The organism is Aeribacillus sp. FSL K6-8394, from assembly GCF_038008865.1.
Classification (GTDB): Bacteria; Bacillota; Bacilli; order Bacillales; family Aeribacillaceae; genus Aeribacillus; species Aeribacillus composti.
In genome coordinates this window covers 1,970,981-1,983,652 of the sequence record NZ_JBBPAA010000001.1, presented here as the reverse complement: position 1 = coordinate 1,983,652, position 12,672 = coordinate 1,970,981, and the positions used below count along the sequence as shown (strand labels likewise).

Annotated in this window: 12 protein-coding genes; 3 read left to right on the top strand and 9 right to left on the bottom strand. The window is 38.1% G+C overall.

All coding sequences use genetic code 11. The features are described from left to right. Positions 1–12 precede the first annotated feature (12 nt). From NSR00_RS09385 to NSR00_RS18070, 6 genes are all read right to left on the bottom strand, one after another. Positions 13–1,662, bottom strand: coding sequence for a sensor histidine kinase (locus NSR00_RS09385; RefSeq protein WP_340788306.1), 1,650 nt, complete (start codon positions 1,660–1,662; stop codon positions 13–15). A gap of 2 nt (positions 1,663–1,664) precedes the next feature. Next, entirely contained in the window at positions 1,665–2,813 is a 1,149-nt protein-coding gene (locus NSR00_RS09380; RefSeq protein WP_063387229.1) for an iron-containing alcohol dehydrogenase, read from the bottom strand. 259 nt (positions 2,814–3,072) lie between these two features. After that, positions 3,073–4,560, bottom strand: a complete 1,488-nt coding sequence (locus NSR00_RS09375) for an aldehyde dehydrogenase family protein (protein ID WP_063387230.1) — start codon at positions 4,558–4,560, stop codon at positions 3,073–3,075. 2 nt (positions 4,561–4,562) lie between these two features. Beyond that, a complete protein-coding gene (gene adhP, locus NSR00_RS09370; protein ID WP_063387231.1) occupies positions 4,563–5,582 on the bottom strand; it encodes an alcohol dehydrogenase AdhP in 1,020 nt (339 codons plus the stop codon). A 296-nt stretch (positions 5,583–5,878) separates the two neighbouring features. Then, on the bottom strand, positions 5,879–7,027 hold the full coding sequence (locus NSR00_RS09365) for a ribulokinase (protein WP_445659563.1): 1,149 nt from the start codon (positions 7,025–7,027) through the stop codon (positions 5,879–5,881). Positions 7,028–7,069: 42 nt separating this feature from the next. Further along, positions 7,070–7,504, bottom strand: a complete 435-nt coding sequence (locus NSR00_RS18070; RefSeq protein WP_445659562.1) for an FGGY family carbohydrate kinase — start codon at positions 7,502–7,504, stop codon at positions 7,070–7,072. Between the two features lie 207 nt (positions 7,505–7,711). Here NSR00_RS18070 and NSR00_RS09360 point away from each other — a divergent pair, with 207 nt between their 5' ends. The 3 genes from NSR00_RS09360 to NSR00_RS09350 all read left to right on the top strand — a co-directional run bounded on the left by NSR00_RS09360 (position 7,712) and on the right by NSR00_RS09350 (position 10,913). Next, the gene (locus tag NSR00_RS09360) at positions 7,712–8,800 is read left to right on the top strand and encodes an alcohol dehydrogenase catalytic domain-containing protein (protein WP_117016928.1); all 1,089 of its coding nucleotides are present in this window, start codon (positions 7,712–7,714) and stop codon (positions 8,798–8,800) included. A 19-nt stretch (positions 8,801–8,819) separates the two neighbouring features. Continuing rightward, positions 8,820–10,058 (top strand): MFS transporter, encoded by a 1,239-nt coding sequence (locus tag NSR00_RS09355; protein WP_340788303.1) that lies wholly within the window; start codon positions 8,820–8,822, stop codon positions 10,056–10,058. A 90-nt stretch (positions 10,059–10,148) separates the two neighbouring features. Next, positions 10,149–10,913, top strand: coding sequence for a DeoR/GlpR family DNA-binding transcription regulator (locus tag NSR00_RS09350; protein ID WP_066250948.1), 765 nt, complete (start codon positions 10,149–10,151; stop codon positions 10,911–10,913). Positions 10,914–11,076: 163 nt separating this feature from the next. Here NSR00_RS09350 and ssuE read toward each other — a convergent pair whose 3' ends face one another. From ssuE to NSR00_RS09335, 3 genes are all read right to left on the bottom strand, one after another. Then, entirely contained in the window at positions 11,077–11,616 is a 540-nt protein-coding gene (ssuE, locus tag NSR00_RS09345; protein WP_340788301.1) for an NADPH-dependent FMN reductase, read from the bottom strand. Positions 11,617–11,895: 279 nt separating this feature from the next. Then, a complete protein-coding gene (locus NSR00_RS09340; protein WP_340788299.1) occupies positions 11,896–12,144 on the bottom strand; it encodes a hypothetical protein in 249 nt (82 codons plus the stop codon). A 47-nt stretch (positions 12,145–12,191) separates the two neighbouring features. Beyond that, positions 12,192–12,656 (bottom strand): class I SAM-dependent methyltransferase, encoded by a 465-nt coding sequence (locus NSR00_RS09335; RefSeq protein WP_340788297.1) that lies wholly within the window; start codon positions 12,654–12,656, stop codon positions 12,192–12,194. Positions 12,657–12,672: the final 16 nt, after the last annotated feature.

Genomic DNA, 12,672 nt, shown 5'->3' with positions numbered 1-12,672 from the left:
TCATCTCCCTTTCTATTCGTGTCTAACTGGGAGCTTTAAAATAAATTCACTGCCTTCTCCGTATTTACTGTTCACGACAATTGTACCGCCGTGTGTTTCAGCGATCCCTAAACTAACGGACAACCCTAGTCCAGTGCCTTTTCCTGGACTTTTCGTGGTAAAAAAAGGATTAAATATTTCCTGCAAATGCTGGTTTTGAATTCCGATTCCATTATCTGTTATGGACAGTGTGATCCATTTTTTGTTGTCTTCAATTATTTCTTTTGTTTCAATCTTGATGATCTTCTTCGGTATATTTTTTTCTTCCAAGGCATCCTTTGCATTAATTAACAAGTTTAAAATGATCTGTCCGATTTGCTGAATATTTCCTTTCACATGATCTATATGCTCAGCCAGTTCTTTTTGAATGATGATATTTTGTTGCTTAAACTGGTCGCTAAAAATTCCTAATACTTGTTCCACCGCTTCATTGATAGAGCATTCTTCAAACACATATTCATCTTGACGAGAAAAAGTAAGTAAATTTTGGATAATGGATTTACACCTTTTTCCACATAAATATATGTCTGATAAAAGTTTGTAGGAGCGGTCGTCCTGTTTGAATGATCTTAATAAAAGCTGAGAATTGCCAAGGATAGCTGTTAAAGGGCTGTTCAGTTCATGTGCGATTCCGGCTGCCATTTCTCCAATAGCCGCTAATTTTCCAGACTGAATTAGTTGAGCCTCCATCTTTCGTTTTTCTGTAATATCGATAATGTAGATGATATATGAATAAACCTCATGCCTCCTATTAAAGATCGGAAATGAGCGGAATTCAAAGACGTGATTTTTTAAATGAAACTCATCAATAATATTTTCTTTGACTGAGAGATATTTTTCCTGAGTAGCTTCCTTTTTATCGATTTCTAATAACTTGTGTATATTCTGTCCGATAAGATCGGTTTTAAAATATTCTTTTGCAGAATCATTCGATTTTAATATATTTCCTTCTAAATCTGTAATAAACATCATATCTGATACCGCACGAAACGTTTCTTCCCATTCTTTTTTGGCTGTTAAGACTTTATGATAAAGACGGACATTTTCGATGCAAACGGCAATTTGATCGGATAGCTGCTGAAAAAACGCAAGGTCCGATTCATCGAAATGATTGATTTTTTTGCTTCCAATGCTTAAAAGACCGATAGCCGCTTCTTTGCTTACGAGGGGAATGACTAAGACGCTTTGAATACCTAATGATTGATACGCCTTTTTTTCAATGAAATAATGAAGATCATTATTCATTTGGTAAAAAATTTTTTGTGACGACTCAATTGCCTGCCAATATAAAGAATCTTTTTTTGGAAAAACAAATCCAATAGGAAAATATAAAGAATTGGGAGGATATACATTTGTTAGCGTAAGCTTATCATGTTCATATAAAGATAAGCTGATTCGTTCAAGCGGAAAAAAAACTTTTAGCTTTTCAAATATATTTTTGAGCATTTCATCTATTGACATATCGATATTGAAGCTTCTATTTACCTCATTTATCACCTCTAGCTGCATGTTTTTCTTTTTGAGCTCTTCAACCATGATTTTCAATTCATTATAGTAGCTTTTTTTAGAAGACTGGACGCCAGTCAGCTTGCTGATCATTTCTTCCCGATCTTTTAGCAACATTTCTACCAAGCCTTTCTGAAAAGTTCTTCAATAATTTCGACAGTGACATCCCTTGGATTTGTGATCATACATGCATCATTTAAAGCAGTTAAGCTCATTTGAGGAATTTCTTCTTTTTTTACATGAATTTCAGAAAGCCTTTGCGGAGCTCCAACATCTTGAATTAATTCCTTCACAAGGTCAATCGCCTTTTTGGCTGCTTCCATTTTCGATATGTCGCAATCATTTAATCCAAGGAGATACGCAATATCTGCAAATTTTTGAGGATTTGCTAAATAATTAAATTCCATGACATGAGGCAATAAAATAGAATTCACATCGCCATGCAAAATAGGATATCTGCCACCAACTGCATGAGACATGGCATGAACAGCTCCTAAAATGGCATTGGAAAAGGCAATTCCAGCTTGTAAACTTGCCATTGCCATATTGGTTTTCGCCTCTTTATTTAATTTAGAGGCGACAGAAGGCCGTAAATATTTAGCGACAAGCGATATAGAATTTTTGGCATGAACATCAGTTAGCGGTGTTGCGGCCAAACTAATATACGATTCAATCCCATGTGTTAAAACGTCGATTCCTGTTGAAGCAGTTAAATGGGAACTTTTTGTCACGAGTGTTTCAGGGTCAATAATAGCAATATCTGGTATTAATGATTTTGAAATAATGGTCATCTTTTTCTGTTTTTCTGTATTTAAAATAATAGAAAATTGTGAAACCTCTGATCCCGAGCCGGCTGTAGTAGGAATCATGATTTGAGGCGGGAGGGGATGCTTAATTTTGTCGACGCCTTCATAATCATGAATGACTCCGCCATTTGTCGCTAACAGAGCAATAGCTTTGGCTGCATCAATAGCGCTGCCTCCGCCAATCCCGATCACCGAATCGCATCCATATTTAAGATATATATTTCGCCCTTTATCCACTTCTGTATCCTTTGGATTAACCGTAATATCAATGAATGTCTCGTATTTTAAACCGGCTTTCACGCAGCTATCAATGACTACATCCAGCCAGCCGGCCTCCGAAATACCGCGATCACTGACGATGAGCACGTTGGATGCGCCCAAACGTAAACAGCAGTTGCCGACTTCAGAAATGGAACCGTTTCCAAATATTATCTCCGGCATGACAAATTTATGAATGTTCATTATGTCCCCCCTTTAACATTGACAGTTTTTCCATAAATACATAATTCCATATAAAAATAAAAAAATCCTTTTAATATGTAAAAGGTAAACAAAATATGTAAGTGGCAAGCAACAATTCATTGCTTACCACAACATATTGAAAGTAGCCGGCATCCGCCAGCTACTTTCAGACAAAAATACGAAATCAAGTAGAGAAAAACGATTTGTTTTTCTCTACTTGAATTATTTAGGGGCCTATCGAGCACTCCCCTATTTTGTATTAATTCTGGGCAATCCAGACGCTTTTCACTTCTGTATAGTTGTCTAATGCATAGGATCCCATTTCTCTTCCTATGCCGGATTCTTTATATCCGCCGAACGGACTTGCAGCATCAAAGACGTTGTAACAGTTTACCCAAACTGTTCCAGCACGGAGCTTGTTAGCAATGTAATGAGCTTTTGTAACATCGCGCGTCCAAACGCCTGCTGCTAATCCATAATTTGTATCGTTTGCACGTTCAATCAACTCGTCTATATCTTCATATGGCAAAGCAGCGATTACCGGTCCGAATATTTCTTCTTTTGAAATGGTCATAGAATCTTCAACGTTGGCAAAAATAGTCGGCTCTACAAAATACCCTTGTTCGGAAGGTTTTTGTCCTCCTGTTAAAAGTTCAGCACCTTCTTCCAGCCCTTTTTCAATATATCCAAGGACTCGGTTTTGCTGCTCGGAAGAAACAAGCGGTCCCATTTCTGTATCTGCTTTTAGTCCAAATCCTTGTTTAATAGATTTTGCATGGGATACCATATCAGCCACAACATTGTCATACTGTTTCTTCTGAATGAAGACGCGGCTGCCTGCACAACAAACTTGTCCTTGGTTGAACATGACGCCATTTAAAGCACCCGGAATTGCTTTTGAAAAATCAGCATCAGGCAAAATGATGTTCGGTGATTTACCGCCTAGTTCTAACGTAACGCGTTTAAGAGATTTCGAAGCGTTTGCCATAATTAATTTTCCGACTTCAGTTGAACCTGTGAAGGCAATTTTATCAACTTGTGGATGTTTGACTAATGCATCACCTGCTGTTTCACCAAATCCGGGAACAATATTGACAACACCGGCAGGAAAACCGGCTTCTTCAATAAGTTCAGCTAAATATAAAGCTGAAAGAGGTGTTTGTTCAGCTGGCTTTAATACAACTGTACAACCGGTTGCAAGCGCGGCGCCAAGCTTCCACATTGCCATGAGCAATGGAAAGTTCCAAGGAATAATTTGCCCTACGACGCCAACTGGTTCATGACGTGTATAGTTAAAATACGGTCCATTGACTGGAATTGTTTGTCCGACAATTTTCGTAGACCATCCAGCATAATAACGCATGTGTTCAATTGCCAACGGTACGTCGGCATTGATTGTTTCACGAATTGGTTTCCCATTATCCAATGTTTCTAGCTGAGCCAGTTCTTCTTTATTTTCCTCCATTAAATCCGCCAGTTTATACATGAGCCTGCTTCTTTCTGCTGCGCTCATTCTTGACCACGGTCCTCGGTCAAACGCTTCTCTGGCTGCCTTCACAGCGCGGTCGATATCTTCAGCATCTCCTTCATAAACTGTTGCCAATCTTTCTCCCGTTGCAGGGTTAGGAGTGTCAAATGTTTTTCCTGAAGCGCTTTCAACAAAGCTGCCGTTTATATACATTTTTTTCTTACCGGATAAAAACTTTTCAACTTTTTCTTTTAATTTAGGGGCTGCAATTGAGCTCATCATCAATCCTCCTTCAATTTTAGTACGATACGACCGTTGATTTTTCCTTTTTCCATTCTTTCAAATACTTCATTTATTTCTTCTAATTCAGCGGTTTCAACAATTGGACGGACTTTTCCGCGAGCAGCAAAATCTAATGCTTCCTGCATGTCCTTTCTTGTACCGACGATGGAACCTTTAACGGAAACGCCGTTTAATACTGTATCGAAGATCGGAATAGGCAGATCAGCATTTGGCAGACCGACAACAACTAATGTGCCTCCCCGTTTCACTGACTGATAGGCCTGTTCAAATGCTTTTTTATTCACCGCTACACTAATAGCAGCATGAACTCCGCCAACTTGATCATGTATCGCTTTGACAGGATCTTCTTTTAAACCGTTGATTGCAATATCTGCACCTAAATCCTTGGCTAATTTTGATTTTTCATCACTGATATCAACAGCTACCACATTAAGTCCCATCGCTTTGGCGTATTGTAATGCAATATGACCAAGTCCTCCAATACCGTAAATGGCCACCCATTCACCTGGCCGAGCACCTGATACTTTCAACGCTTTATATGTCGTTACGCCTGCACATAAAATTGGCGCTACTTCAACTGGATCTAAGTTATCAGGAATTTTCGCCACATAATCTGCGGGAGCTTTACAGTATTCCGCATATCCGCCATCAACGGAATATCCGCCATTCAATTGATGCGGGCAAAGTGTTTCTTGACCAGTTAAACAATATTCACATTCACCACATGCAGAATATAACCATGGGATGCCGACGCGATCTCCCACTTTTATTGATTTAACTCCCTTTGCGACTTCTACAACAATTCCGACTCCTTCATGCCCCGGAATTAACGGCAATTTCGGTTTAACCGGCCAGTCACCATGGGCTGCATGTAAATCCGTATGGCACACACCGCATGCTTCGATCTTAACTAAAACTTCACCTTCCTCTAGTTTGGGTCTTTCCACCTCTTTAATTTCAAGTGCTTTTTTAAATTCGTTAACTACTGCTGCTTTCACTCAAATCAACCCCTTTCATTTTTTTCGACTTTATATCATGCAAGAACCGTACCAAAATTGAAAGCGCTTAATTTGCGGAATATTAGAAAAATACAAAATAGATTTTTGCCGAATTTTTGGCAGACTTGAACAAAATATTGGCAGAATTGTTGCGTGAAAAGAAAAAGCAGGTTGTTCGAGTGGGAAACCTGCTAAAAATATAGTGTTCAGTTTTTGCTCAAGCATGAATGATCATATTGCTTTCGGCACTGACGATATGCTTCCATGCAGATATTTTTTGGGGCGACATGTTCGGATTAAAGAGATTTTAAATCCTTCATCCAACTTTTTTTCGTAATTCCGAAATAATTGTGTAATTGCTGATATATTTGAAATAATTTTTTATATTTTTCTACATGGCTGAGAATTGGTTTGTAAGTTTTCAAAATTGGTTGTTTCATCTTTTCAACAGCCTCTTCTACGCTATCATATCCTCCATTTTCCTTGCCAGCTGCAACAGAGCCAAGAATGGCAGCGCCAACTGCAGGGGTATAATCGCTGGCTGAAACAATAATCTCTTTATTTAAAACGTCTGCATATATTTGCATGAGTAAATCATTTTTTTGGGGCAAACCACCGCAAGCAAATATTTCATTAATTTTTAATCCTGCTTGTTCATAATTTGAAATAATGATTTTTGCGCCAAATGCTGTAGCTTCCATATATGCTCTATAGATATCCTCAGGTTTGGAAGCGAGGGTCAGTCCTACAATCATTCCTGAAAGATCTGCATCTGAAAGTATAGATCGGTTTCCATTATGCCAATCTAATGCAATGAGACCAGATTGACCAGGCTCTAGGTGAGATGCCTTTTTTTCCAGTAAATCAAATACTGAAATTCCTTGTTCTTTCGCTTCTTTCATCAATGATTCCGGAACTTGTTTTGCAAACCAGCCAAATAAATCGCCTACAGCGGATTGTCCGGCTTCGTATGCATATAATCTTGGGATAATAGAATTTTTTACTACTCCCGAAATACCCGGTATATGAATTTCTTTTTTGCTCAGCATAATATGGCAAGTGGACGTCCCCATTACCATTGTCAATTGATGCGGTTTGGATGAACCGACTCCTAATACTGCGGAATGAGCATCGATAATGGCAACGGCGACAGGCAGATTTTTCGGCAATCCTAAAAGACTTGACATTTCATCAGTGAGGACCCCAGCTTTTTCACCAATATATCCAATTTTACCTTTTAACTTTGAAGAAACAATGTTTTTAAATTCAGGATGGAGCTTTTCGAAAAATTGCACGGGAAAACCGCTGTTTTCATTCCAAAAAGCTTTGAAGCCTAACGAGCAATTGCTTCTGACAACTTTCCCTGTTAACTGTGAAACAATCCAATCTCCTGCTTCCAAAAATAAGCTAGCTTTTTCATACACTTCACGATCTTTGCAAACCATTCTGTTGAAATGTTGTAGCCGTAATTTTTTAGCCAGCTTTCTTTATGTGAAGAAGCTAATTTGAACATTTCTTCTGTTTCTTTTTTCGGTCCATGATGCTTCCATAATTTTACCCACGCATGGGGATTGTTTTGAAATTCCTTGTGAAAACATAATGGTTTTTCCTTTTTCATCTACTGCGACCATAGTAGATGAGGTGAAATCAATGCCAATACCAATAATTTGTGAAGAGCTGATATTTGCATCTTTTATAGCATGAGGAATTCCTTTCATAATGACTTCTAAATAGTCGCCCGGATGCTGAAGAGCATAATCCCTGGGTAATCTCGTCCCATCGTTCGTCGGAAGCATCTCTGTAATCACTCCATGCGCATATGGAATGACACATTGTCCTTTAATAGACCCATCGTCAATGTTTACTATTAAAACTCTCCCAGATTCAGTACCGAAATCAATTCCAATAGTATATTTTTCCATACCAACCACTCCATGAAAATGCTTTCATTGTACTGATTATATTAAACTAATAAAATAAAATTTACAAGCAAAAAATTAATATAATCGAGCAAAAATAAACATATTTTTGTTCATTTATATTGACAATTTAAACAATATCGGATTATATTCATTATAAACAATCAAAAACAAGCAAGAAAGAACATAAATGAACATGGAGGATTAAGGATGACAGATGTGATTCATTCAAAGGCTTATAGGTTAATAGAGCCTGGAAAATTTAAAGAAACAATTATTGAACATAAAGTAAAGGAAGGTGAAGTAGTCGTCCAGCCTATTTTAGCCAGTATTTGTCATGCAGACTTAAGATACTATACCGGCAAAAGAAGAAAAGAAGCTCTTAACCAAAAGCTTCCGATGGCATTATTTCATGAAGGGATTGGAGAAGTAGTCATTTCAAAAGATGAGTTTATACAAGTTGGACAAAAGGTTGCAATTGTGCCAAGCATCCCTGGTTACAGATTAGAACAAAAGAAAAAAGAAGATTGTTGTGAATCCTGCAGGAGAAATGTCGCAGATAACTATTGTAAAACTGGAGTGTTTTTAGGAAGCGGATATGATGGCATTGGTCAGGAGTTTTTAGTATTGCCAAGCGAAAATGTTGTACCAATTCCAGAAAAGCTGAAAGATGAGATTGCTGTATTAGCAGAGTTATGCTCAGTTTCACTGCATGCACTGAATCATTTGAAAGAAGAAGATTTTCATAAAGGGAAAATTGCTGTGTTCGGCGATGGACCAGTAGGATATTTAACAGCCGCAATGCTATATCATTATTTTCATATTCCTAAAAGCCAGCTATTAGTGTTTGGAGCAGTGGAAGAAAAACTGAATCAGTTTGATTTTGCCACTGTACACTTAGTTAACGATTTTCCTTTTTTAGAAGCTAAAGGGGTGACAGTTGCAATTGAATGCACAGGTGGCAAGTTTAGCGAAAGCGCTATCAACCAAGCGATTGATTTATTGGAGCCTGAAGGCAAATTGATTTTAATGGGGGTGACAGAGCAGCGTGTACCAATTAATACAAGAGATGTATTAGAAAAAGGGTTGCAGCTTTACGGAAGTTCCAGAAGTTCAAGTGAAGATTTTAAAACTTTGATGCAAGCATTTCTAAATGAAGATTATCAGAAAACTCTCTCTAAGTTGATACCGGAAAAAAGCATAGCAATCCGAAACGCAGAAGATTTAAAAAAGGCAATGGATGAAGCTGCTGAACATAAAGGGTGGAAAAAAACATATTTATCTTTTTCATGGAACTAAATAAAAGGGGTGTAAAATAATGACACAAGTAACTGGAGTGAAATGGACTGAAAAATTAGGTATACCTTCTTCGATTGCATGGGGTTATTTAGGGATTTTAATTTTCATGATGGGAGATGGACTGGAAATTGGCTGGCTAAGTCCTTGGTTAATTGATCAAGGATTTACAGTTCAGCAAACTAGCCTATTGTTTTCGGCTTATGGGGTGACAGTCGCTGTTTCTTCGTGGCTGTCCGGAGTATTAGTTGAAGCGCTTGGTACAAAAAGAACGATGTGGCTAGGGGTGTTATTTTATATACTGGGAACAATTGGATTTTTGAGTTGTGGGCTGCCGAATTTGAATATTTGGTGGATGGTTCCGTTTTATGCATTAAGGGGCTTGGGATACCCGCTGTTTGCATACTCTTTCCTAGTATGGATTGCTTACCGTGCCGATCAGGAGCGTCTCGGAACAGCTGTCGGCTGGTTTTGGTTTGTATTTACAGGAGGTTTAAATGTTTTAGGGGCTTATTATTCCGTAGTTGCAATCAAATTATTTGGGCACTATACTACGTTGTGGTCATCAATCTTTTGGGTCGTATTAGGGGCGATAATCGCATTAATAGTTAATAAAGACAAATTAGAACCAAATCAAGGAAGTTCTGCAAAAGAAAAATTATATGAGCTAATAAAAGGTGTCACAATTGTCAAGGAAGAGCCGAAAGTATTATTAGGCGGCATTGTTCGTGTCATTAATACTACTGCGCAGTTTGCATTTCCTGTTTTTTTGCCTACTTATCTTGCTGGACACGGAATTCCAACATCTACATGGTTGGCTATTTGGGGGACAATTTTTACAAGCAATATTTTATTTAATCTATTTTTTGGATATATAGGGGATAAAATTGGCTGGCGCAATACCATCATGTATTTTGGCGGTATTGGCTGCGGAGTTACTACTTTAGCTATATATGATTTTCCAGAGTGGTTTAATGGTAATATTTGGATCGTTGGCTTAGTAGCCATTTTATGGGGCGGATTGTTAGCGGGATATGTTCCGTTGTCTGCTTTAGTACCTTCGTTGGTGAAAGAGGACAAAGGAGCTGCAATGTCTGTTCTAAATTTAGGCGCTGGTTTGCCTGTTTTTGTTGGTCCTGCTATCGTTGGCCTGTTAATTGGTTCAATAGGAAATGCAGGAGTTATTTGGGTGCTGGCAATACTTTATTTTGTAAGCGCTATATTAACCAAATTTATTACATTGCCTGAAGAAACGAAATAACAAGATCTGAAAAAACATAGTCGATTGAATTCCTAAAGAAAAGAGAATAATATAAGAATAGAAAAATTTAAATTGTTAGGAAGTTCGACTATGTTAGCTCTTGAAAGGCAAAAAAAAATAGTAGAATACGTAAAGGAAAAGAAATTTGCTACTGTGGCTGAATTGGCTGTATATTTTCATGTCCATGAGGCAACGATTCGAAGAGATTTGTCGCTATTAGAATCAGAGGGAAAATTGAGAAGGACCCATGGCGGCGTTGTCATTGAGGAAGATAAAGTAAAATCGGAGCCGTCTTTTCAGGATCGGGAAACCGTTCAGTTCGAGGAAAAACGAAGAATTGGCATGCGTGCTGCACAGTTTATACAAGATGGCGAAAATATTATACTAGACTCAGGAACAACGACCGTTCATATTGCTGAAGCGATATTAGATAGAAAAAACATAACAGTGATTACAAACGATATAAATGTTGCGGCAAAGTTGCGTTTTTCAAATGGGATTAAAGTTATTGTAACAGGTGGTACGCTATATCCGGAAAGCTATATGTTAAATGGACTCATTGCTGATGAAGTGTTAGGCAATCTCCATGTGGACAAAGCATTCATCGGAACGCCAGCCCTTCATCACAAATTTGGCCTTACTCATTTTGATGAACAGATTGCTGCAACGAAGCGTTCTATGATAAAAGCTGCGAAGAGCGTCTATGTTGTAACGGATCATACGAAAGTAGGAAGGATTGCTTTGCATACTGTTGCCAGTCCAAATCAAATTGATGCGGTAATTATAGGCTCTGAATTAAGTGAGATTGAAATCAAAAAATGGGAAAATAGTGGCGTTAATCTTCATCTTGTATAAAGGAAAATTCAATATTTTACTCAAAATGCTTTCATTTTTCATTAACAATAATAATGAAAAAAGCAGATTGCACCGTACGGGCAGTCTGCTTTTAATTTACTAGCGGCAATTTTGCGAAATCAAGAACGAACAAAAAAACCTCTGAGTTTCGATTAGGAGCTGATCATGCTTTTTGTCCATTTAAAGCATTCGCAAATTCCTCTACTGCTGCGTCCAATCTTTGCACCAGCTCTTCAGACAAGCTGTATTGTTCATTTTCTTCTCTGGTTACCCAGGCATCAACGGCATAAACGCCTCCTAGAATAAATCTGCCTCCCATTGTGGATAACACTGGTTTTAGCGCATAATCTATAGATAGAAGGTGAGCCAATGTGCCACCGATAAACAACGGAAGTATTGTTTTGCCCAAAAGCCCTTTTTGCGGAAGTAGGTCAAGGTATGTTTTCAATACGCCTGTATAAGCTGCTTTATACACTGGGCTTGCGATGATAATTCCGTCAGCTTGTTCCACTTTTTGGTTGGCGTTCAGAATCGCCTCGCTGTCAAATTTTGCTTTGATTAAATCTTCCGCAGGCAGCTGTGCTACTTGAATGTAATCAATCTCAATTCCTTTTTGCTGCAATTGCTGTTCAGCATATTGGATTAATCCATTTAATCTTGATGATGGAAACGGACTTCCATTGATAATTACAACTTTGCTCATGTACTACTATGCTCCTTTCTACGATTCTAAAAAAACATATAAATCTTATTGAAATAGTTCGCTTTATGCTATCATCATTTTTATATTCTGTCAATATATGGAGGCTCTTAGCTGTTATTCTAATAGCCTTTAATTTGAGCATAAATCAAGAGAAAATAAGAAGCAACTTTAAGCTCTTGGAGATTTAGCTTTTTCCAAAATTTTTTTGAGAAAATTACATATTGTTCACTTTCTTTTAGATTCAACAATTCGCGAAGATATGAGACGCCTCTTTACGTGTTATTCTTTAATCCCGATGACACGAATTCGCTTATAATCGGCAAACCAGATGCCATTTTTATATATGACGTTTTTCAAGTTGTTTTCCACGTTTGTGAAGATAAGATTTTTTGTTTCGTTTGTCAAACTGTTAAACAGGCTGCCAGCGAACATTTCTATCCAATTTTTTACCCCATTCTCCCCATGTAATGGCGTTGGACGGTCAAAATGCTGGGCGAACACGACACGGAACCCCACTTCTTCCATCAACGATGAATATTCACCAATGCTTGGGAAATACCAAGGAAATTGGTCTGCTAATTCCTCCATGCCCAATTTATTGAATTATTTCGGATGGCATCGGTAATTATTTTGACATTGCCTTTGCCTCCGAATTCCGCTACAAAACGGCCGTTCTCCTTTAAGGCCTGGTATATATTGATTAACGCCTGTTTTGGCGGCTTGATCCAGTGAAGAACTGCATTGGAGAAAACGGCATCAAACTCGTTGCGGTATCCAAGATTTAGAACATCCTTCACCTCAAAGGTTAAACCGGGGTATTTTGCTTTAGCCTGATTAATCATATTTTCTGATTTATCAATTCCGACGACGTCAACTCCTAATTCGTAAAGCTTCCAGGCTAAATCTCCCGTACCGCAGCCGAGGTCAAGAATACGTTCACCTTTTTTTGGCTCCAACAGATCAAGCAAATGCTCTCCAAATTTGGAAACAAATGAATGTTTTGCATCATACAAAGCTGCATTCCAACTGTCTTTTTTCATGTGATAGGATCCCTTC